This window comes from Pseudomonas cichorii (assembly GCF_018343775.1).
Classification (GTDB): Bacteria; Pseudomonadota; Gammaproteobacteria; order Pseudomonadales; family Pseudomonadaceae; genus Aquipseudomonas; species Aquipseudomonas cichorii.
On sequence record NZ_CP074349.1, the window covers coordinates 3,020,990 to 3,045,724 of the forward strand.

Below are 24,735 nucleotides of genomic sequence, written 5' to 3' on the forward strand. Positions count from 1 at the left end.
TCTGAACGATAACTGCTCTCAACAAGCGGTCCACGGATGAGTCGATGATTCCCAGCCTTGCTCCGCTGTTCACCGGTCCCCTCGCCGACTACGGTGAGAAACTGCAACTGCGCAGCCTTCCACGGGCCGACGTTCCGGGTGACCTGTTTTTCGAGCACGAGCATTTCAGTGCATTCGTCAATGGCCTGTTGCTGCGCTACAAGACCGATGAGCGTCTTGCCCTGGTATCGCTGTGGTCCAAGTGGTACTTCAGCACCTTCATGGCTCCGGTAATGGCCGCCAGCCTGCTGCAACAATCCGCACTGCCGCTTGCCCTGGCCTACACCGGCCTGCAACTGGGTGACGACTCCAGACCCAAGGCACTGCATCTGGCCCATGCCGGAAAACCTCTGCCAGCCTGCTCGGCCTTCGAGCGCTTTCATGACCTGATCGACAATCACCTGACACCTGTCATCGACGCCCTGGTCAAAGTCACCCGCGCATCGCCCCGGCTGTTCTGGAGCAATGCCGGCAACACCTTCGAGTTCGTCACCAGCCGTCTCGACCTTCACCCGCTGGCCAGCCCGCAAAGCACCGCACCGGCCCGGGAAATCCTCACTGCCCGCCTGCGCCCTGACGGCCGACGCAATCCGCTGTTCGCCCCCGTGCGCTACCACGACACCGGCGCAGATGAACCCCTGCGCCTGAGGCGCATCTGCTGCATCCGCTACCGGCTTCCCGGTGTCGGCTATTGCAGCAGTTGCCCTCTAGATGAATGCAGGCAGCAGGACTGACTATTTCACCAGCTGGAAAGGGTTTTCGGTTTCCCGGTCGTAATCCACCAACTGGCCGTAGTCGAGGCGATAGACCCGGTCGGCCACATCGAAATAACGGTCGTCGTGGGTGATGGCGATCACCGTCTTGCCAGCGGCTTTAAGCTCAGGCAGCAGGTCGTTGTAGAACACATGCCGGAATACCGGGTCCTGATCCGCCGCCCATTCGTCCAGCAGAAAGACTTCACGGCCTTCCATCATCAGCATCAACAGCGCCAGGCGTTTGCGCTGGCCCATGGACAAAGATGTGGTGGACAGGCGCCCGGCCGCGAACTCGACCTTATGGGCCAGCCCCAGACGCTCCAGATAATGATCCACCCGAGCCTCAAGCCCTTCATGATTACCTGCCTCGCCCAGCACATCGGCGAACAGATAGAAGTCGGCAAAGATGGCGGCGAAATGCTCGCGATGCCACTCGCTGGTGCTGATATCGAGCACCACGTCATTGAGTGAAACCTGGCCCGAAGTGGGGACGTAGAGCCCTGTCAGCAACTTGGCCAGGGTCGACTTGCCACTGCCATTGCCGCCGACAATGAAAATCAGCTCGCCACGGCGAATCGACAGATCCACCGGCCCCAGTTCAAAGGCAAATTCGTCACTCTGGCCGGGATAGCGATAACGCACGTTCGACAGGCGCAGTTCTTCAAAAGGCTGCGACGCCTGCTCCGGTGTCGTGAACTGCACCGTTTCCCCCAGGGCCAGGGCATCGATGGCCTGCAAGGCCACATGACCGCGAATGACTGCCGGAATGGCATCGAGGATCATCGAGATCGGCGTGCGCAGGAACATGATTGCCAGTACGTAACCCACCACCACCTGCTGGTTCAGCCAGCCAAGCCCCTGGCCAAGAAAGAACAGCGTACCGATCAGCACGAATACCAGCAGGGTCGTCCAATTGAGGTTGATTGCCCATAAGGTATCAGCGCGCACCGAGGCATCCAGCGACGCCCGTGCGATGGGCTCCAGCTTGTGCTGATAGAGCTGATGCCGACGCTCGCGGCTCAGGCCCAGTTCGCAACGACCATGAATGGCGGCCTCGAATTGTTCGGTCAACTGGTCATCCTGGCGCCGTACCGCCTGCATCAGGGACTTGATCTTGCGCCCGAGCAACACATCCAGGCCGACCCCGAAGGCAATCACCACCAGCGTCAGGAAGAAGAACGGCAAGCTCAGCCAGGCCATGTACGCCAGCCCCGTCAGCAACAACAGGCCGTTGTACAACGAAATCGGCAGTTGCTTGAAGGCAGTGGCGACGGTGGTCACATCTTTGGTCAGCGCGTTGTAGATGCGTGGGCTGCCCAGCCGCTCAATGCGCTCCAGCGCAGTACCCAGCACCTTGCCCACCAGTCGCAGGCGCAACTGGTAGACCAGACGATGGCCGATCTGCACCAGCAGCGACTGCGAGGTGATGCCGCTGACAAACAACAGAATCAGCAAGCCGCCGAATATCAGCAAGGCCTGGCCGATATCGCCAGGGCCTTGTTCCAGACTGCGGTTGATGTAGCCGATCAGGCCGATACTGGCCGCTGCACTCAAGGCGCTGCTCAGCACCGCAAGAAAAATGCGCCACCGAGCGTTATGCAGCAGTTCTTTCAATAGAATCATGACGCCGATACCACCTTGGCAGAAGTTTCCAACAGTAGAGGCAACAGGCTTTCGGCCAGTCGAGGTTCGCCAGGTATTTCGTGATGGCCTACGTCCAGCGTCCATTGGCGAACGGCCTGCTGCGTATGCGCTTGCCACTGGGCACGCAGATCGGCATGGACATTGCCACGCCACACCCAGACCGGCACATCGACGACAGGCAAGGTCTGCTCATACAGGCGCGTCTTGATCGAGCGATATTGCCCCAGCAGTGCAAGCAGCTCTGCGTCGGCCGCTTCCCATTGCAGATGCGAGCGCACCTGAGGATCGTTGAGCAACAGGGTAACGCCTTCGGCATAGTCATGACCGGCCAGCAGGCTCGTCAAGCGCTCCCGTAGCGATTCGCCAATCGGTTGCGCGTGACTGCGGCAATAGAAGGCAAAATCGGCAATCAACTGCCCCGCCTCATCGCCCTCACCCGCCAGACTGCGCCGGGCATCGTGATCGAGCACGGCGAGCCCGGCGATGTTAAAACCGCTGGCCTGCAAGTGCGGCACCAGCAACAAGGCCAGCCGCGAAGCCAGACTCCAGCCCAGCAGCACCAGCGGGCGCTGTTTCAGCTCGGCGGGAATGCTCGCGACATAGTGCTGCAACAGCATATCCATATCGCTTTCGTCCCAGCCTTTTTCCAGAGCCGCAAGGCCGAAGACCGAGACTTGAGCGCCAAGATTGTCCGCCAGTGGCTGATACGCCTGCAGATGCCCTTGGGCTCCGTGTACCAGCAGCAAGGCTGGCGACTGTTCATCGGCTTGCGTCAATACTTTCCAGGGGCCACGGCTCTCGCCATTGCCAAGGCCACTCACCAGGTCGCGCACGGTATGGCGCTCGAACAACAGATTGGTCGGCAGGTTGAGCGACAGACGCTCGCGCAGCAGAGAAACCACCTTGATCGCCGCCAATGAATGCCCGCCGACCGTAAAGAAGTTATCGGTCACCCCCAGGTCGTCGACACCCAGCACTTCGCACCAGATGGCCAGAATGGCAGTTTCCAGTTCACCGACCGGCGCCACTCGCGTGTTTTGCAGGCGTTGCCGGACACGTTCCAACAGGTTTTTGCGATCCAGCTTGCCGTTGCTGTTCAGTGGCAGTGCCTTGAGCTCCAGAATACCGCTGGGCAGCATGTAGTCCGGTAGCTGGCGAGCCAGGCTGGCACGCAGTTGATCGGCTGTCTGAGAACCGGCCTCGTCCTTGACGATAAAGGCCAGCAGACGCGCATGATCGCCCTCGCCATCCAGCAGTACCGCAGCCTGCGATACGCCCGGCTGGGCCAGCAGTGCCTGTTCGACTTCCGCCAGTTCCAGACGGAAACCGCGAATCTTCACTTGCTGATCGTTGCGGCCCAGAATGCGCAGTGCGCCATCAGCCTGACGCAAGGCCAGGTCGCCGGTGCGATACAGGCGACGGCCACTGAGCGGGTCGATACCAAAGGCAGAGCCGCCCACATCCCCCACATAGCCGCGTCCGACACTGCTACCGCTGATGCACAACTCACCGGCCTGTCCCGGCGGTACTGGTCTTTGCTGTTCATCGAGCAGATGGATGCGGTTATCTCCCAGTACCTGGCTCAATGCACTGCCTGCCACGCCCTGATCGAGATCAATCGCTCGCCATAGCACCCCGACCGTGGTTTCGGTCGGGCCGTAATGGTTGTACAGGCGACAAGCCGGTTTCGCCTCGGCCAGACGGCTCAGCAAATGCTCACCGACGGGTTCCCCGCCCAGCACCAGGACCTTGCGAGGAAGAATGTCGGCGGCGTGCTCGCCCATCAGGGCTTCAAGATGCGAAGGGACGATCTTGAGGACATCCAGCGGATGACGCTGAAGTTCTTCTGCAAACGCCCGGGCATCGGTCACGGTGGACTGCTCCAGCACATGCACGCACCCGCCTTGCAGCCAGGCCGGGAACAGCACAGTGTTGCCCAGGTCCGCGAGCAACGACGACACCAGTCCATAATGCCCGCCCTCAGGCAATTGCAGCGCCCGGGTCACTTGCGTGACGTAATGGCGCAACTGAGCCTGTTCGATCTGCACGCCTTTAGGCTTGCCGCTGGTGCCTGAGGTATAGAGCACGTAGGCCAGGTCTTGGGCAGCAACAGGTTGCGGCGTCTCGAACAGCGGGCCATGGCTGGCTTCTGACCAGCTCAGAGTCCTGAGCGACGTTTCGGGCAGCAGGTCTTCCCCATGCAGCAACAGCGCCGGTCGAGCGTCGTCGAGAATACCGGCCAGACGCAACGGTGGCTGCTTGGGGTCCAGCGGCAGGTACGCGGCACCGACCTTGAAGCAGGCCAGCATCGCCACCAGCATGTGTGCGCCGCGTGGCAGGTAAAGACCAACCCGTTGTTCGCGCCCCACACCAGCCTGATGCAGGCTGCCGGCCACCCGGTCGCTCAGGGCATCGAGTTCGGCGTACGAGAATAGTTGATCCGCATAGCGCAATGCCGGCCGATCCGGTTGGGTCCGGGCGTGAGTACGCAAGGTGGCGATGATATCGAGATCGGCCTCAAGAGCCGGACGCGCCGGTGCCGGCAGCAGTTCCTCGGGCAAATGAAGGTCGAAGCCATTGATCAGCCCGTTGGGCGACTGCACCAGTTGCTCCAGCCAATGGGCAAAGCGCCGCAGCAATACCTGCGCCTGCTCGGCACGGTACAAACCGCAGTCATAGGCCAGCGCCAGTTGACCGCTGCCTTGTGCATCGAGGGTCAATTGCAGGTGCAGTTCGACCGGCGTATCGAAAGACAGCACTTGCAGGTCTTGCAGTTGCGGCGTGTACAGCACTCTCAGCCCTGCCTGGAAACTGGCGCGCCATTCCGGCAGCAGTTGGGCCTGGCCTGCATATTCCTGCCACTCGACAGCGTTTTCCAGCTGACGGGTCAGTTGCCGGGCCAGATTGACCAGGGTGCTGTGTTCGGAGAGCTGCACCACCATCGGCAAGGTTTGCTCGAAAACGCCATAAGCGCCCTGCAGCTCTTCATAGTCATCACGAGGGTCGTGCTGCAAGCCAAGCTGGCCATGCTGCTGACCATTGAGCCTGCCCAGCAGCGACCCCCAGGCCGCCAGTACCAGTTGCTCGACCTCCACGCCTTCGCGCTCGGCCAACGCATTCAGTGCAGTCGGCACTGTACGGGCAAGTTCCAGGCTGACCCGCGCATGGTTGCCACTGGCAATGCCATAGCGTTCGATCAGGCGCATGCCCGGCACATCCTGCAAAGCCAGATTGCGCCAGAACTGCGCGCCCTGTTCCGCGTCTTCGTCCAGTTGCAGGCCGTTGATCCACTCGACATATTCGCCGTACTGCATGGGCTCGGCTTCCAGCGCGGCACTGCGGCCCAACAAGTGCTCCTGCAACTGGATCAGGCTGCGCTGATCCAGCGAGTAGACAGGGACCGCCAACAACAGGCTGTCGTCCAGCAGCCAGGCCAGCACATCCGGCTGTTCAGCCTGGCAATGACGCTGAGCCTGCTCCAGCCAGCCTTGTGCATCATGGCCATCACTGACCTGAGCCTGACGCCAGTCCAGGCGCAGCTCGCTGAGTTCGGCAACCCGCTGGCGCAGCGCCGTGGCACCGACCGGGCGCTGATAGCGCAGGCGCATGGCCTCATGTTGTTCCAGGCAGGCACGCAGGCGTTGTTCGACGGCGCCTGCGGGTACGCCTGTCAATTGCATACGTACCCAGCGCCAAGCCTGAGGGTTGGCCTGGGCAAGCTGTTTCTGTTGCGGTGAAAGCGTTAATCCAAGGTCCATCATGGGTTCAACTCTGCGTGGGTTTCTTCGGTCTGCGCCGGGGCAGCCATTACCTGATCACGGCCATAAATCTCGCCCATGGCCACCACAATCTTTCGCTCGCCGTCGAACGGGTCCCGGGCATGGGCCGCCAGCATATTGTCGAGCATCACCACATCGCCTTGCTGCCAGTCGAAGCGCACGGCGCAACGGTCGTAGGCAGCGTTGATGGCTTCGATGGCGCTCTCTTCAAGCTCCGAGCCGTCGCCGTAGAACACCTGCCTGGGCATGGTTGCTTCGCCATCGCGCAGGAACTGCTCGCGGATGTCGGCATCCAGAAAGGCCGGATGGTACAGTTGGATCTGGTTGAAGAAGCTCTCTTCGCCGGTCAGCGGATGCAGAATCACCGCCGGGCAGACCTGACGGGTATGCAGGTCGTTGGCGCCGCGCCACTGGAACTCGATATTGCTTTCACGGCAGATCCGCTCGACTTCGGCACGTTCCTCGGTCTGGAAGAAGTGCTGCCAGCTGACGTCCAGGCTGGTGCTGAAATTGCGCACGTACATCAATTGTTTGCTGCGCAGCTTCGCCTGCAACCAGGCCGGCAGTTCCCGATAGACCTCGCGGCTGTCGACAATCGGCGTCGCGCCACCGGTGGAGGCCGGAATCTCGCAGTAGAACCACTGCCGACGCGGCCAGCGATGCTGATGCGCGCTTTCGTTGTGGAACAGGATCATCCGGTCCTTGGGGTATGGCGTGGACTTGTAGATGTTCTTGCCGCCCTCTTTCTTGGGCAGATCACCGTACTGACCATAGAGCTGCGGGCACAAGGCCTGGCAAAAGCTCTCGAAATCGACCGGGGTCGGCAGGTCGAAACCACGGAACAGAATGCCGCCATGCTCGCGCAGCCAGCTCTCGACCTTGTCACGGTTGGCTTCAGCCCAGATGGCCGGGGCCAGTTCACGGTCGCGCAGGGTCACCAGCAAGGGGAATTTCGAGCCTTCGCGCAACGGTCGGGCTTCGATGGGCTCACGGGCTGCGGGAGAAGCGCTCTGGCGCATCTTGCCCAATTTGCTCATCTTGCGTTGCACCGGGTTGTCCGTGGACATTGCAGCAGCTCCCTTTACTGTCGGAATCAAGGTATCGATAGGGTTTTCAGGCGCGTTGAGGGCCATGTCCAGCAGCGACTCGAAAGCGTCTCGCAGGCGTTCGACCGTGGCCGGGCGGAACAGGCTGGTGCGATACACCCAGCGCAGGCTGATCGCATCCCCGTCTTCGCTGGCAAACAGCGCCATGTCGAACTTGGAGTGATGCTGCTCGCCGGTCAGCGGCTCGACCTGCAGGTTGCCCAACTGACGTTGCTGACGCGGCGTGTTGTCCAGGACAAACAGCGTTTGCAGCAACGGATGCAAGTTGGCCACACGCGGCAGTTCCAGGCATTCAACGACACGCTCGAACGGCGTGTCCTGCCAGGCGAATGCTTGCAGACAAAGCTCCCGGACCTGCTGCGCCTGCTCACGGAAACTCAGTTCCGGTTGCAGACGGATACGCAAGGCCAGCAGGTTGACGAAGAAACCGATCAGCGACTCGGTAGCCGGATGGTCGCGGTTTGCGACATCGGTCCCGATCACCAGATCTCGACCTTGGGTTTCGCGCTGCAACACGGCGGCATAACAGGTCAGCAACAGCATGAACGGTGAAGTACCACTTTCCTGGGCAAAGGCTTTCAGGCGCTCGACCGTGGAGGCCGACAACTGGAAGTCCAGCGCTGCACCGGTACCGGTGTCGCGTTCCGGGCGCGGGAAGTCGAACGGCAATGGCACTTGCGACGGGATACCCGCCAGGGTGCGCCGCCAGAAGTCCAGGCCTTCACGCTGACGCAACTGAACTGCAGGCGAGCCTTGCCACACGGCATAGTCGACGTACTGAATCGGCAGTTCGCCCTGCGCGGGTTGCAGGCCTGCACTGTAGGCTTCGTAGCCCTGAATCAGCTCATCCACCAGTACCGCGCCGGACCAGCCATCGGAGGCAATGTGGTGCATGACCAGTTGCAGCACATGCTCCTGCTCGCCAGTGCGATACAGCACCGCCCGCAAAGGCGCCTCGCTGCCCAGATCGAAAGGTCGCAACGCAACCTTGCGGGCCTCGGCCGACCATTGGGCTTCACTGGAGTCGATCACTTGCAGCTTTACCGACAGATCCCCATGAATCCGCTGACGCAATTCGCCGCCCTGCTGGTGATAGGTGGTGCGCAAGATGGCATGTCGGCTTACCAGTCGCTGCAATGAGCGTTGCAGGGATTGCTCGTCCAGCTCTCCGCGCAAGCGCACGTTGCTGCCCATATTGAAACTGCTGTCGGCCAGATCCAGTTGCTGCATCAGCCAGACCCGCTGCTGCGCCGAAGACAACGGCTGTGCGATTTGCTGATCGACGTGAGGAATCGCCAGCGAGCCGATATCCAGATCACGCGCCAGGCCTTCGAGCCGCGCAGCCAGCTCGGCCAGTACCGGGGTCTCGAACAGCCAGCGCAGAGGTACTTCAAAACCCTGCTCGCGCAAGCGCCCACGCACCTGGGCAGCCATCAACGAATGCCCGCCCAACTGGAAGAAATGACCGTCGGCAGGAATCTGCTGGCGTTTCAACACTGCGCCCCAGATTTCAGCCAGCAAGGTTTCGCTGGCCGATAGCGGACGCTGGACGGTGCTGCTGGCAGAGGTATCCAGTTGCAAACGTGGCAATTGCTTGCGATCCACTTTGCCGTTGGTGTTAAGAGGCAACTGTTCCAGTGCCTGCATATGCGTCGGCAGCATGTAAACCGGCAAGCGCGCCTGCAAATAGTCACGGATCTCGGTTTCGTCAGGTGAACTGCCAGCCTCTGCCACCCAGAACGCAGCCAGATGCTCGCCCTGCACGGCCACGACCGCCTGAACCAGTTTCGGGTGACTGAGCAGAACCGCCTCGATCTCGCCCAGTTCGATGCGGAAACCGCGCAGTTTGATCTGGTCGTCGGTGCGGCCCAGGTAATACAACTGCCCGTCGGGTTGCCAACGCGCCAGATCCCCTGTGCGGTACAGGCGGCTGCCATCGGTGCTGAACGGGTCGGCAATGAAGCGTTCTGCGGTCAGGCCAGGTTGCCCGGCATAACCACGGGCCAAGCCATCACCGGCGATGTACAGCTCACCGACGCAACCGGTCGGCACTTCGCACAAGTGCTCGTCGAGCACGTGGCAACGGGTGTTGAGCAATGGCCGGCCAATAGGCGCGACAGGTAATTGCAGCGCATTGATCGGGGTCTGGGTAGACCATACGGTGGTTTCTGTCGGGCCATAGACGTTGACGAGATGAGCTACGGATTGACGCAGCTCGGTGGCCATGTCTGCCGACAGTGCTTCACCGCCGGCCAGCGCCACACGCCCGGCCAGCACCTGACGGTCGCCCTGCAACAGCATGGCCCAGGTGGCTGGTGTGGCCTGAATCAGGTCCACGGACTGGTTCTTGATCAGACTGGCGAGCAACACAGGGTCCTGACGCTCGTCATCGTCGGCCAGCACCACGGAACCGCCGCGCACCAGCGGCAGGCACAGTTCCAGGCCACAGATATCGAAGGTGACGGTAGTCAGGGCCAGGTAACGCTGCACGGTGTCCAGTGGCAGCGCTTGCTCCATGGCCAGCAGGAAGTTGGCAAAGTTGCCGCGACTGATCTGCACCCCCTTGGGCTGCCCGGTGGAACCCGAGGTGTAGAGCGTGTAAGCCAGTTGTTGAAGGTTTCTGTCAGCCGCCGGAACCTGTGCCGGGAACTGTGCCAACGGCAGGTCGGCCCAGAGGTAGCAGCGCAGTGGCTCCGGCAAGTCGGCAGCCCGCGCATCGCAGAGCAGCAATTGTGGCTGCGCACGGGTGAGAATCTGCGCCTGACGGGCCGCTGGATGGCCAGGATCGAGCGGCAGGTAGGAAGCCCCGGCTTTCTGGATCCCCAGCATGCATACCAGCAGTCTTTCATCCCGTGGCATGCAGAAGGCAACTGTCGACTCGTGACCAACGCCCTGCTCCAGCAGCCAATGGGCCAGCCGGTTGGCCTGGGCATCCAGCGCTGCGTAGCTCAAGCGCCGATCTGCGCTGAATACCGCGACGCGCTCGGGATGCAGGGCCGCCTGTACTTCAAAGCGCGTCACAAAATCCGCTTCGCAGTGCACCTCCATGGACGTGCCCGAGGTGGCCAGTTTTGCAACCGAGCCCAGCGGCACTTCCAACAGGCTCTGCTGAAGATCAAGGCGGGTCAGGCTGCCGAGCAGGCCCTGATAATCCTCGACCAGACGCTGAGTGGTTTCAGGACTCAGCAGTGCGGTGGCGTACTCGACAATCAGGCGGGTATTGGCAGCGGCGCCACGCCCGTGGGTGAACAGGTTGAACGTCAGGTCGAACTTGGCACTGACCACACCGTCCGGCAGCGCCAGTGATTCCACGCTGACACCCGGCAGGCTGAAGCGGCGGGAATCGCCATGGTCGATCTGGTAGTTGAACAGGTTCTGGAACACCGGCGTGCGATCCAGATGGCGTTCAAAATCCAGCGTGTCCAACAGTTGCTCGAACGGCAACTCCTGATGGGCCATGTCATCGGCCAGTTGCCCGTTCAGGGTCGTGATGAATGCTTGCAGGCTTTGTCGGGCATCGATCTGTACACGGTGAGCCAGGGTGTTGACGAACAGGCCGACCAACGCCTGCCCGGCCGCCGACTCACGCCCGGCCACCGGCAAGCCGATGGCGAAATCCGTGCGCCCGGCATGTCGCCACAGCAGGATCTGGTAAGCGGCAAAGTACAGCACGAAAGGCGTAACACCCAATGCTCGGGCCTGTGCATCGACTGCCGCGCTCAGAACACCCGGCAAGACAAATTCGTCACGGGCACCTTCGTAGGCCTGCACCGCTGGCCGCAGACAGTGATCGGGCAGCTCAAGAGGTTCATTGCCCAGACCTTGCAGGCGCTGCTGCCAATAACCCAGCAATTGCTGGCCTTGCTCGCCGTCCAGACGTTGCCGCTGCTCTTGGATGAACGGCAGCAAACCGGTTGCTGCAGGCGTTGGCTGGTCCTGATAGATCAGCGCAAAGTCCTGAACCAGCAAGCCCATGGACCAACCGTCCACGGCAATGTGATGCACATTGAACAGCAGGCGGTAATCGCCGGGCGCAATGCTGAAGACATCGATGGCCAGCAACGGCCCGTTGACCAGATCAAAGACACGTCGGGCGGCCTTGGCGATGGTTGCCTGTTGCTCGGACTCGCTCAGGCCGCTGAGGTCATGCACATTGAAGATCGGCGTGCCTGTCTCGTCCAGACGCTGCCAGACCTGCCCTTGCTCTTCAAAGAAACGGCAGCGCAACGCTTCATGCCGCTGGACCAGCGCCTGACAAGTGCTTTGCAGGCGCGGAACATCCAGATCACCGCGCAAGGCCAGCAACTGAGTGACGTTATAAGCGGTTTGCGCCGGATCCAGTTGCTGCATGAACCACACCCGCTGCTGGGCATGGGACAGGGGCTGCGGTTGATCTGCTGCCTGAATGGCTACTGGCGGCGTAACGGCCTTTGCTGCAACAGGTTTCAATACCCCGGCCAGTTGCCGAGGCGTCGGATTTTCCAGCAACTGCCGAGGCATCAGGCGCAGTTCGGCCTTACGCAAGCGGGCAATCAATTGCAGACTGAGGATCGAGTCGCCGCCTGCGGCAAAGAAATCGGCATCCGGTCCAAGCCCTGGTTGCTCAAGCAATTCGCGAAAGGCGTCAAGAACCGTGGACAAGGCCGGCTGCTGGCGGCAATCGATGCACAGGGCCATGCCCGCCAGCGTGGAATGCTGCAAGACGTCCCGTGGTTTCAGCATGAGCCCTGCGCGAGATGCCAGGCCGATCAGTTGCAGACTGAGGATCGAATCACCGCCGAGGGCAAAGAAATCATCCTCGCGCCCGACCTGCGCACACCCCAGCACCTGACACCACAACTGCGCCAGTTGCTGCTCCGTGGCACCTGTCGGTGGCTGAGCGACTGCGCTTGCTGTTTCAGTTTCAGCCGGTTCCGGCAAGGCGCGGCGATCCAGTTTGCCATTGGCGGTCAGCGGCAGTGTGTCCAGCGTCAGCCAATGGGCAGGCAGCATATGCTCCGGCAATTGATGCCGGGCCTCGGCTTGCACGTCAGCCAGTTCCTCAGTGCTCAGCGCGGGGCTGATATACGCCACCAGTTGTGTCCGGCCTTTGATTTCCTGTGCCAGCACCGCACCTTCGCGAACCTGTGGCCGGGCATTGAGCCAGGCACTGACTTCGCCCGGTTCGACCCGGAAACCGCGGATCTTGACCTGATCGTCCTGACGCCCCAGGAACACCAGACGCCCGTTGCGATCCAGGCGAACCCGGTCACCGCTGCGGTAAAAGCGCTGGTGCTGGCTATGGCTCTGGGCCGTAGAACCGAATGCCTTTGCAGTCAGTTCAGGTTGGCCGAGATAACCCTGTGCAACCTGTGGGCCTGCAATCAACAGCTCACCGGCCACGCCCAGCGGAACCGGAATGTCATTGCCATCGACAATGCGCAGTTCACAGCCTGCCAATGGCTGACCCAAAGGCAGGTACTGCCCCGATTCCAGTGAATCGATGGACGAAATTTCGCCACAGATCACACCGATCGTGGTTTCCGAAGGACCGTAGTGGTTGAAGATGCGCAGTTGCGGTGCCAGTTCGCGTACTTGCGTGAACAACGCCTGATCGAAGCCTTCGCCCCCCAGAATCAACACCTCTCTTGGCAACACCCGTCGGGCATCGTCCAGTGCCAGCAAACCGCGCAAATGCGAAGGCGCGATTTTCAGGCAGTCCACCGGCTGCTGGTCGAGGAAGTCAGCCCAGCCCGGTGGGTCGAAGGTCAGGGATGCGGGCGGCAGCACCAGCGGATCACCGGCATTCAGGGCTGCGAATACGCACGTCAGGCCCAGATCCGCAGCCACGGTGGCCAGGGTCGCCCAACGGCTGCCCGGTTTTGCCTGCAAACGTTGGCCGACAGCCGTCGCGTAATGCGCCAGATTGGCGTGAGTGACCAGCACGCCCTTGGGCTGACCGGTCGAACCCGAGGTGTAGATGAGGTAAGCAGGCAGTTGCGGCTGGCTAAGGCTTTGGCCCGAATCCACAGGCGCGTCAGCCGACCAGTCGCCAGTACTCAGCTCAAGGCGCGCAATGTCGACACCGGTTTCAGGCGCTTCGGCCAGGGTCAGCCACAGGCTTGCGCCACTGTCCTGCAACAGTTGCGCAAGTCGCTGCGGCGGCTGGGCCGGATCGAGAAACAGGCAGACCGCACCGCGCTGCCAGCAGGCCAGGGTCGCCAGCAACTGCTCGGCGCAACGAGGCATGCACAGCGCAACCACATGACCCGGCTCAATGCCCTGCCCGGCCAGTTTTGCAGCCAGCGACCGGCTGGCGGCACCCAGGGTTGCGTAATCAATGGTCTGCTCAAGGCTGCACAAGGCCGGCGCGGTCGGTGTATGGGTTGCCCAGTGCTGGACTTGCCGGTCCAGCGGCAAGGGCGTCGAGCCCAATGCCGGACCGCTCAGTTCGCTCGCAGGCGAAACCAGTTGCAGTTCGGCCAGACGCCGCTGGGGATGGCTCGCAGCCTGCCCAAGAATCGCCAGCAGGTCGTCCAGCATTTGCTCGACCGTGGCGGCATCGAACAATTCGTCGCTGTATTCCAGCTCGCAACGCAGGCGCGAGTCGGCGGTGCGCACCAGGCGCAGCGTCAGGTCGAAACGGGCATGGCGCTGCGGCGGGTCAAGCACTTCGACCGCAACACCGGGCAGTTCCAGGGTGCGGCTTGCGGGCAAGTCGACCTGCACGAACATGACCTGGAACAGCGGGCTTGAACGTGGGCGCTCAAGGCTTTCCAGCACATTCTCGAACGGTAGCAATTGATGATCGAAGGCGGCTGCGACGGTGTCACGGGTGCGCAGCAGTGCGCTTGTGAAGTCCGGGTTGCCCTGCAACTGCTGGCGGATCACCAACGTGTTGAGCAACGGGCCGATCAAGGGCACCAGTTCCGGCCGGTCACGCTGGGCGGCGGAAGTGCCAAGGCACACATCGTTTTCACCGCTATAGCGGGACAGCAGACAACTGAAAGCGGTCAGGCCGTAGATGTACAGCGTCACGCCTTGCTTGCGAATGGCGGCTTCGACGGCTGTCGTCAGTTCGTGCGAAAGTTCACGGGCAAGCACCGCGCCGCTATGACGGCGCTGGCTGGCCGCAGGGCGTGGGCGGTCCAGAGGCAAGGCCAGCGGTGCCGGGGCATCCGCCAGTTGGGTGCGCCAGAACTCGATGTGCTGCTGGCAACTATCACTGTCCAGCCACTCCTGTTCCCAGGCCGCGTAATCGGCGTACTGAATGCTCAGCTCCGGTTGCCGGGCAGGTTCATTCAGTGCAAGCGCCCGATAAGCCTCGGCCAGTTCCAGAGTGAGCTGCTGAGCCGACCAGGCATCGTAGGCCACGTGATGGATGGTGAAAAACAGCCAGGTCGACTGGCCCTGCGCATCGCTGAAGGCCTGCCAGCGCCAGGGTGCAGACAGGGCAAGATCGAAGGGCTCGGCGAGCTGGCGTGCGTATTCGTCGGCACACCATTGCTCGTAGTCGGCCGCCGCCAGTGTCAAGCGCTCGACCTTTGGCAGAGACACCTGCAAAGGTTCGCAATGGGGCTGCAACTGACCTTGCGCATCAGTTGTGTAGCGTGTGCGCAGGATCTGATGACGGTCGGTCAACTGCTGCATGGCCTGTTGCAGACGCTGACCATCGAGGTCGCGGTCGAAACGCAGCACCGAGCAAAGGTTGTAGAGCGCACGACTGCTCAGGGCTTCAGCCGACAGAAAGCGCCGTTGCGCCTGGGCCAGCGGCAGGCTTTGACCTTCGCCGGGTACGGCAGGCACTATTGGCAGCCGCCAGCTATCGATGCCCTTCTCGGCCAGACGCTGGCGGAACAGCTTTTTCTTGTCCGCAGACAAGGACGCCAGTCGCTGTGCAATCTCCAGGAACGCTTGTTGCGTCATCCCACTCATTCTTATTCTTCCATCTCTGATAGCAGACGCTGCATTTCGTCCAGGGCTTCATCCGTGGAAGGCCCTTGGGGTTTTTCGATCTGCTCGGCAAGCGCAGCAATCGTCGGGTTGTGAAACAGGCTGCGCAGTTCGATCTTGATGCCGAATCGGTTCTCGACCCGGGTCATCAAGCGCATCGCCAGCAATGAGTGGCCGCCCAGCTCAAAGAAGCTGGTGAATACGCCAACTTGCGGCACTTCGAGCAGTTCCTGCCAGATTTCGGCCAGTTGCTGTTCCAGTTCGTTGCGCGGCGCCACTCCCTGAGTCGCGACCGGTTGCGGCGCAGGCAGGCTCTTGCGGTCGATCTTGCCGTTGGCGTTCAGGGCAAAGCGCGGCTGTTCGATGAAACCGGCGGGGATCATGTAGCCCGGCAATACACCTTCCAGATGGCGACGTAGTGCCGCCTGATCCACCGGGCTCGGCGTTTGCAGCCAGGCGAACAGGCTCTGACTGCGCGCATCGATCATCACCACGGCTTCTTCCACGCCAGGGTAGCGGCGCAGCAGCGATTCGATCTCGCCCGGCTCGATGCGGAAACCCCGCACCTTGACCTGGAAGTCACTGCGCCCCACGTAGGCCAGCCGACCATCATTGCGGCGGCGCACCAGATCGCCGGTGCGATACATGCGGCTACCAGGCTCGCTGGCATAAGGATCGGGCAGATAGGCCGCAGCCGTGATCGCAGCAGCATGCTGATAGCCACGGGTCACACCGGAACCTGCGATATACAGCTCACCGGTGGTGCCCAGTGGCACCGGGCGCAGCATTTCGTCGAGGACATAGCAGCGGGTGTTGAGCAACGGCGAGCCAATATCGGCCACACCGTTCGGCACCTCCTGCAATGCCTGAGTGGTCGACCAGACGGTGGTTTCCGTCGGGCCATAGGCGTTGATCAGCGTCACGCCCCGGCTGCGCAGCTCGGTCACCAGTTCTCCAGGCACCGCTTCGCCACCGATCAGGCCGCGTACAGGAGGCCAGTCGGCCTGCCCGGTTTCCAGCAGAATCTGCCAGCCTGCCGGTGTTGCCTGGAACACTGTGGCGCGGCGCAGCAAGGCAAACAGTTGGTGGCCATCGACAACCTGCTCACGACGCGCAAGCAGTATGGCGGCGCCATTGACCAGCGGCAGAAACAGCTCCGGCTTGCACATATCGAAGGCGTAGGTGGTGCTGGCCAGCCAGACATCGTCAGCGCCCAATGGCAATTGTTGGTCGAGACCGGCCAGCAGATTGCTCAGGTTATCGCGGGTAACCTGAACGCCTTTCGGTGTACCGGTCGAACCCGAGGTGTAGATGACATAGGCCCGTTGTTGCGGATTCACCGGCAACACCAGATTCTCGGCGCTGTAGTCATCCAGCACCAGTTGATCGAGCAGAACCTTATCGACGCCGTTCAAGGCCTCGGCACTCAGACTCTCGCCAAGCACCCGTACCGGACGCGCATGTTCGATGATGAAACGCAGGCGGTCTGCCGGATGTTGCGGGTCCAGTGGCAAGTACGCCGCCCCGGCCTTGTGAATGGCCAACAGGGTTGGCAACAGCCACGGGCCGCGCGTCAGGCAGACGGCAATCAGGTCATCGGTGCCGACACCCTGAGCGCGCAGCCAATGGGCCAGGCGGTTGCTACGGGCATTGAGTTGTCCATAGGTCCATTGCTGGTCCTGGCAATCAACAGCCAGCGCACCAGGTGTCAGCTCCACTTGCCGCTCGAAACGGGCAATCAGGTCCACTTCGCGCTGCGGGGCCTGGGCTGGCAGGTTCCATGGGCGCTCGTCCAGTGCGTGATCATCATTGGCCAGATCGATATCCCACAGACGTGCTTCAGGCTGTTTCAGCATGCCTTCGAGCAGATTGCGGTATTCGTCGGCATAGCGTTGCGCAGTACGTGGCAGGAACAGGTCGGTGTTGTACTCCAGCACGCACTGCCAGTCCTCACCGTGCTGCTCGATATGCAGACCGATATCCACCAGTGCGCTGTCGCTTTCGACATTCAGGCGCTGTACCGGCACGCCGGCAAAGTTGTGTTCCAGCGATGCGCTGACATCGCGCTGGATCAGGTTGAACAGTGCCTGGAACAGCGGCGTATGGCTCAGGTCGCGGCGCACTTGCAGGGCTTCCACCAAACGCTCGAACGGCACGTCGCCATGCTGTTGCGCCGCCAGGTGTGTGGCTTGCAGTTGCTGCCAGAACTGCTCGACCGATTGCAGCGGATCAATGCTGCTGCGCAAGACCTGAGTGGTGGCGAAATAGCCGATCAGGTTATCGGTATGGGCTTGATGGCGATGAGCGACCGGCAGACCGATCCAGATTTCACGCTGGCCGGAGTGTCTGGCCAGCAGGGTTTTCCAGGCCGCCAGCAAGGGGGCGAACGCCGTCAGGCCATGACTTTGAGCGGTTTCCCGCAACTGACCGACCAACGTGGCGGGCAAGCTGAAGCGCAAGCGCTGGCCGTTGTAGCCTTGCTCCGCCGGGCGTGGCAAGTCGGTCGGCAGGTTCAGCACCGGCGGTTCGCCTGCCAGGGTCTTGCGCCAGTATTCAAGCTGCGACTCGATCAGCGCCTGCCCGGCCGGGCCTTGCCAACTGGCCGCAATGTCGGCGAATTGCAAGGGCAGTTGCGGCAGGCAAGCGTTGCGGCCTTCCAGAATGGCCTGATAGATCAGTTGCAGTTCATTGAAGAAAATCTCCAGCGAACGGGCGTCAGCGATGATGTGATGCAGGGTGACCTGCAACACGCTTCGGCCTTGACCTTGATACACACGGACCCTGAACAGCGGCGAGGCCGTGAGATCGAAGGCGCGCTGTGCTTCCTGGCTGAGTGTCTGTGCGAAAGCCGGGGAATGCTCATCGACTTCCAGCGGCTCGACGCTCACCTGCACCGCTGCCTGATCCTCGACACGCTGGCGTGCGCCTTCGGCGGTGTCGCTGAATACCGTGCGCAGGCTGTGCTGACGGCTGATCAGTTGAGTCAGGGCCTGCTCCAGCACTGCCGGTTGCAGAACCGCCTCCAGACGCAAGGCCAGAGACAGATGATAAGCCTGGGTATCGCCTTGCAAACGATCCAGGAACCACAGACGCTGCTGGGTGAAATGCAGCGGTGCCAAAGGCTCCTTGAAAGGACGCAGGATGCCGTCGGACTCCACACGGGTCGTCGCCAGTTGCGCAGCCAGATCCCGCAGGACCGGGTGCTCGAACAGCGTACGCAATGGCAGGCGTCGACCATGCTGTTCGGCAATACGCGCCACCAGACGCGCCGCCAGCAGCGAATGGCCACCCAAGGCGAAGAAATTATCCTCGGCACCAATGTCGCTGCTGCCCAACAGTTCCTCCCAGAGCCGCGCCAGTTCCTGCTCCCACTCGCCGGAAAGCACACCGCGCTGGCCGTCGCGCTGGAGCGGTTCCGGCAACGCCTTGCGATCAACCTTGCCACTCGGGCTCAACGGCAAGGTGTCCAGATGCACAAACTGGCCTGGCAGCATGTAGTCCGGCAGTTGTGCGCCAAGGGTTTCGCGCAGCCACGTTTCATCCTGCGCATCGCCCGCGTAATAACCCACCAGCCGCGCCGCTTCACCGTTGCCCGACAGCACGACAGCCGCCTCGCGAATACCGGGAATGCGCGCCAGTAATGCTTCGATTTCCCCCAGTTCGATACGGAAACCGCGCAGTTTGACCTGGAAGTCCAGACGCCCCAGGTAATCCAGGCTGCCATTGCTGTTGCGGCGTACCCGGTCACCGGTGCGATACATGCGGGCACCGGCCACGAACGGATCCGGCAGGAACGCCGCTGCGGTCAGTCTTGGCGCGGCGAAGTAGCCACGGCCCAGGTTGGCACCGGCCAGATACAGTTCACCGGGAACACCTGCGGCCACAGGTTGCAGGTCGGCATCCAGCACATAGGCAGCGGTATTGGCCACAGGCTGCCCGATGGGCACTTCCACGCCAGTCTCACTGCCATTGCGGATCTCGAAGGTGCTGTAGACCGTTGCTTCTGTCGGCCCGTAACCGTTGATGACCCTGGCTCCCCTGCCCTCGATGGCTTCGGCCAGCGCACAGGGCAAGGCTTCGCCACCGGAAATGGCCCGCACACCCTGCCAACTGCGCGAGGTATGAGACACCAGCATCCGCCAGGTCGCTGGCGTGGCTTGCATGACGGTCGGTTGCGAAGCCAGCAGCAGTTGATCGATGGCCTGCGGGTCCCGGGCCTGTTCACGATCAGCCAGCAGAATGCTTGCGCCATGGGCCAGGGGCAGCAGCAGTTCGACAATGGCAATATCGAAAGTCGCGGTGGTCAAGGCCAGGACCCGGTCCTGGCTGGTCAGCGGCAGGACGTGCCCGACAGCCAGCATCAGGTTCATCAGGTTGCCACGGCTGATCGCCACGCCTTTGGGCTTGCCGGTGGAGCCGGAGGTGTACAGCACGTAGGCAAGTTGATCCGCCGTCCATGCCGGTGTCCGGAGTGTTTCGGTCGAGTTCAGAGCGTCGATATCCAGCAACGGCACGCCGCTGTTCCACTCAGCCAACGCTTCCAGGCTCGCGGCAGTGCCCAGGCATAGGCGGGGTTGCGCAGCGTCCAGAATGTAACGACCACGTTCCGGTGGCGTGTCTTCGGCCAGCGGCACATAGGCTGCGCCAGTCTTGAGGATGGCCAGCATGGTCATAGGCAGACGGGCATCGCGGGGCAAGCTGAATGCCACACAATCTTCGATACCGACACCATGGGCCTGCAACACTGCTGCCAGTCGTTCGGCAGCCTGATTCAGTTCGGCATAGGTAAGGCGCTGATTGCCTGACAGGACGGCAATGGCGTCGGGTTGACGGGCAACCTGAAGCTCAAAGGCCTGGAGAATGTCCTGATGGCCATCGACTTCAGGGCCATCAAGCCGTGCCAAGGCACGTTCGACAGGTTGCCAGACCAGTTCCCCCAAGGCTTTTTCCGGTTGGTCGAGCAAGGCATCCAGCAATGCCAGGTATTGACCGGCCATGATCTGTACGGTCTGTTCGCGGAACAGGTCGCTGCTGTATTGCAGGCTCAGGCTGATGCCATGTTCGCTGTCACGCACATCCAGGTGCAGGTCGCACAAGGCGCTGTCCGGACGGTTGTCCAGTGGCTCGGCGATGACATCGGTCAGCTCGAAACGCTCCAGCGCATTGCCGGGGAAGTAGTTGAACATGACCTGGAACAGCGGGTTATAACTGACTTGCCGCGCCACTCCGAGTTGCTCGATCAGGTAATCGAACGGCAAATCCTGATGGGACTGCACCGACACCGACAACGCCTGCAACTCGCTCATCAATTGCAACAGGCTGCGCTCGCCGGACAGTTTCTTGCGATACACCAGCGTATTGACGAAGCAGCCGACCAGAGGCTGCAACGCCGCATGATGCCGGTTGGCAGCCGGCACCCCGACAATGATGTCGTCCTCACCGCTGCGGCTGCGCAACAGCAACTGGAATGCAGCCAGCATCGGGACAAAATTGCTCCAGCCGTGACGGGCACTGAAGGCCCGCAAGCGTGCGGTCAAGGCTTCAGGCAGGCGCTGCTCGACGCGACCGCCGTTCTGGCTGGCCTGGGCGGGACGCGGGAAATCGGCCGCCAGTTCCAGCACCGGCAACTCACCGGCCAGTTGCCCGCGCCAGAAGCTCAGTTCCTGTTCGCAGGCCTTGCTGCTCATCCATTGATGCTGCCACAGGGCGTAATCGGCGTATTGCATCGATACGGCCGGGGCCTCTTCGGTCAGGCCCTGACGAAGATTGCGGTACTGCTTGCACAAACCATCGATAATCAGTTGTAGAGACCAGCCATCGGCAACAATGTGATGGCAGTTCAGTGACAGGACAAACGCTTCGGGTGCCAGACGATACAGCCTGGCGCGCAACAAAGGTGCGGCTTCCAGATCGAACGGCGTCATTGCATCCTGGCGCAGCAGGTCGTGCAGTGTTTCTTCGCTGTCTACGTCGATCAATGGCAGCTCAAGCTCGGTGCGGGCCAGAATCACCTGGCTCGGGCCTTCAGGCTCGCTGATGAACCCGGTGCGCAGCACTTCATGGCGGTCGAGCAAGGTCTGCAAGGCGGCTTGCAGGTCAGCGATATGCAGATCACCGGTCAGCCGCACTGCACCGGCCAGGTTGTAGGCCGGGCTTTGCGGGTCAAGCTGTTGCAGGAACCAGAGCCGTTGCTGGGCAAACGACAGCGGCAGTTTTTCAGGACGCGGCAAGAGCGTCGGCGACGACTTGGCGGTATCGGTGCGGTTTTCCAGCCAGTCGGCCATGGCGGCGATGGTTGGGCGCTCGAAGACCACGCGCAGCGGCAGATCTTTACCGCTGAGTTTGCCGATCAGGCCGATCAGTTGCGTGGCCAGCAGTGAATGGCCGCCCAGCTCGAAGAAGTTGTCTTCGACGCCGACCTGATCGAGCCCCAGCACGCTTTGCCAGGCTTCGACCATCTGGCCTTGCAGCTCGCTGCTTGGCGCCACATAACGGGCCTGGCTTTGCGCGGCAAAATCCGGCGCGGGCAAGGATTTGCGGTCGATCTTGCCATTGCCATTGAGCGGGAAGCGCTCCAGGAACATGAATGCACTGGGCGTCATGTACGGCGGCAGATTACCGAACACATGCTCGCGCAAAGCTTCGATGCCCGGCGGGGTATCGGCTACCACATAGGCCACCAGCACCTTGGAGCGCTGCTGGTCATCGCGGGCCACCACCACCGCTTCCCGGACGCCAGGGTAACGGGTCAGGCAGGCTTCGATTTCGTCCAGCTCGATACGATGGCCACGGATCTTGACCTGATGGTCGGTACGCCCGACGTATTCCAGATCGCCATTGGGCAGGAAGCGCGCCAGGTCGCCCGTGCGGTAGATACGGCTGCCATCGTTGGCAATCGGGTCCGGCAGGAACACTGCCGCCGTGCGCGCCGGGTCGGCCATGTAACCGCGACCGACACCCACACCGGCAACGAAGATTTCTCCGACCGCACCGGCAGGAATGGGCTGCAGGTCGGCATTGAGCAGGTAAAGACGATTGTTGAGTGTGGCACGGCCAATGGGCACGTTGATGCGTTGCTCTGGCAAGCGCTCACGCAACGGATGGAACGCCACGTCATCGGAGCATTCGGCCGGGCCATAGGCGTTCATCAGCGGAATCGCGGGATAACGCTCGAACCAGCGCCGCGCCAGCGCTGGCGGCAGCGCTTCGCCGGTGGCCAGTACCCAGCGCAGACGCGACCGGTCCAGGCCTGCATCGAGCAGGCTCTGCATCAGCGACGGCACCGCTTCAAGAATGCTGATGCCATGCCGCTCAATGGCTGACGCCAGATCGTCGGGGTTCTGCACCACGCAATCGCCAAGAATCACGGTACGCGCACCCAGCACCATACCGGCCAGGGTTTGCCAGACGGAGATGTCGAAACATTGCGGCGCGGTCTGGGCAATCACGTCATGGGCATCGAGCCCAAGCCCCGGCAGTTTGCCGAGAATGTTGTTGAGCATGCCCGCGTGGGCCACCATCGCGCCCTTGGGCGTACCGGTGGAGCCGGACGTGAAGATGCAATAGGCCAGCGAGCTGTCGTGCACCGGAATATTCAGGTCGTCATCGCTGTAACGGCTCAATACCGACGTGTCGTAGAGCACCGACTTGAGTGGCTGCTCCAGAAGCTCCACGGCCTCCATCGCCAACTCGCCCTGCCCTGCGCTATGGATCAGCAAAGGCGTACGGCTCTGGCGCAGCACCTGGGCCAGACGCTGTGGCGGGTTGCGCGGATCGAGCGGCAGCCAGCCTGCACCGGCCTTGAGGGTGGCGACGATCATCACTACCAGATCCAGGCCACGCTCGTCGAACACTGCGATCAAGTCGTCGGATTTGACACCCACGGCCCGCAGGTGCCGGGCCAGACGGTTGGCGGCGCGGTTCAACTGATCAAAGGTCAGGCTCTGCTCGCCATGCACAATGGCCACGCGATCAGGCGTCTGGCGAACCTGTTGCTGCAAGCGCTCGATGTACAAGGGTTGCAGCAGTTGCTCATCGGCGGCCAGACCACCCCCGGCCCAGACCTGATGCTGGAGGGCAATTTCGCGCTCATCGAGCATGGCCAGATGATGCAAAGGCGTTTCGGGTTTCGCGCTCAGTGCTTCGCCCATATTCAGCAGCAAGGCACGGAAGTGGCGCAGCATCTGTTCGATTTCTTCGCGCAGGAACCAGTCGGTCTGATAGGTCAGTTGCAAATGCAGACGTTCGCCCGGAACGATCACCACCGTCACGGGGTAGTTGGTGTGCGTGCGGTTGGCCATGTCGCTGATGAGGTAATCCAACTGGCTCTGACGCAGGTCGGAAGCAATCGGCGCGTTCTCGAACACGAACAGGCTCTGGAACAGATCCTGACGCTGCACTTCACTCCAGCGCTGGATTTCGGCCAGGGAAACGCTTTCGTGTTCCCGCAGGCTCAGGTTCTCGGTCTGCAAGGCTTTTAGCCATGGGCCCAGCGCATCGTCCGGCTGCCAGCTCCAGCGCAGCGGCAAGCTATTGATAAACAGGCCGACAATGCTTTCCATACCTTGCAAGTGAACCGGACGCCCGGCCACGGTGATACCGAACACCAGGTCGCGATCACCGCTGTAGCGCGCCAGCAACAAAGCCCAGGCGCCCTGCACCAGGGTGTTGAGGGTGATGCCGTGGCGGGCGGCGGTGTTTTGCAGGCTTTGGGTCTGTTCGAGGGTCAGATGCTCGACGCAGTCTTCGACGGGCTCGGCGGCATCCTGGATACGCCCCACATGGCCAAAACCAAACTCGTTGGGCGTATCGAAACCGGCCAGGCGTTGCTGCCAGAAGTCCTGATGGTCTTCCGGTTTCTGGGTTTCCAGCCAGCGAATGAAATCGCGGTACGGACGCGGTGCCGGCAGGTTCAGGCGGCGACCTTTCTGGGCGGCGCGGTAGCCGTTGAGGAAGTCCATCATGATGATCGAGAAGCACCAGGCATCCATCAGGATATGGTGATAGCTGCGCACGAACTGATAGGTGTCGGGTGCAATCTTGTACAGCCTGACCCGCATCAAGGGCGCCTTGGTAAAGTCCAGCCCCTGGGCACGCTCTTCGCTCAGCAGTTGTTCAAGACGGTCCTGTTGCTCGCCTTCACTCAGGTGCGACCAGTCTTCATAGGTGATCGGCAGTTCTACCTGCTTGTGTACCACCTGCATCGGACGCTTTTGCTGCTTCCAGACGAAAGACGTGCGCAGCAACTCGTGACGCTCCACCACCTGCGCCCAGGCCTGGCGGAAAGCTTCCAGATCGAGGTCGGGCATGACCATGACATGGCGATATTGCAGCAGGTACATCCCCTTGCCGGGGTGCAGCAGGCTGTGGAACAGCAATCCTTGCTGCATGGGAGCCAACGGGTAAATCGCTTCGATATTGCGCGAAAGTGCTTTGACCTTGTCGTTCATGCTGACGGTATCCGAACCTTTAATATGGGGG

The 24,735-nt window shown here is 61.7% G+C and carries 5 protein-coding genes; 1 reads left to right on the forward strand and 4 read right to left on the reverse strand.

Annotated elements, in window-relative coordinates:
* Positions 1-44: 44 nt before the first annotated feature.
* Complete coding sequence (gene fhuF / locus KGD89_RS12905; protein ID WP_025260197.1) at positions 45-773, forward strand: siderophore-iron reductase FhuF; 729 nt, start codon at positions 45-47, stop codon at positions 771-773.
* On the opposite strand, the gene KGD89_RS12910 is transcribed toward fhuF, so the two are convergent.
* Genes KGD89_RS12910 through KGD89_RS12925 form a run of 4 tightly spaced genes read right to left on the reverse strand, consistent with a single transcriptional unit; the run spans position 774 to position 24,704 of the window.
* A complete protein-coding gene (locus KGD89_RS12910) occupies positions 774-2,417 on the reverse strand; it encodes a cyclic peptide export ABC transporter (RefSeq protein ID WP_025260198.1) in 1,644 nt (547 codons plus the stop codon).
* Positions 2,414-6,199 (reverse strand): non-ribosomal peptide synthetase, encoded by a 3,786-nt coding sequence (locus KGD89_RS12915; RefSeq protein WP_025260199.1) that lies wholly within the window; start codon positions 6,197-6,199, stop codon positions 2,414-2,416. The genes KGD89_RS12910 and KGD89_RS12915 overlap by 4 nt, the downstream gene beginning before the upstream one ends.
* On the reverse strand, positions 6,196-15,237 hold the full coding sequence (locus tag KGD89_RS12920) for a non-ribosomal peptide synthetase (RefSeq protein WP_051427730.1): 9,042 nt from the start codon (positions 15,235-15,237) through the stop codon (positions 6,196-6,198). Before KGD89_RS12920 ends, KGD89_RS12915 begins: the two co-directional genes overlap by 4 nt.
* A 2-nt stretch (positions 15,238-15,239) precedes the next feature.
* On the reverse strand, positions 15,240-24,704 hold the full coding sequence (locus tag KGD89_RS12925; protein WP_025260201.1) for a non-ribosomal peptide synthetase: 9,465 nt from the start codon (positions 24,702-24,704) through the stop codon (positions 15,240-15,242).
* Between the last annotated feature and the right edge of the window lie 31 nt (positions 24,705-24,735).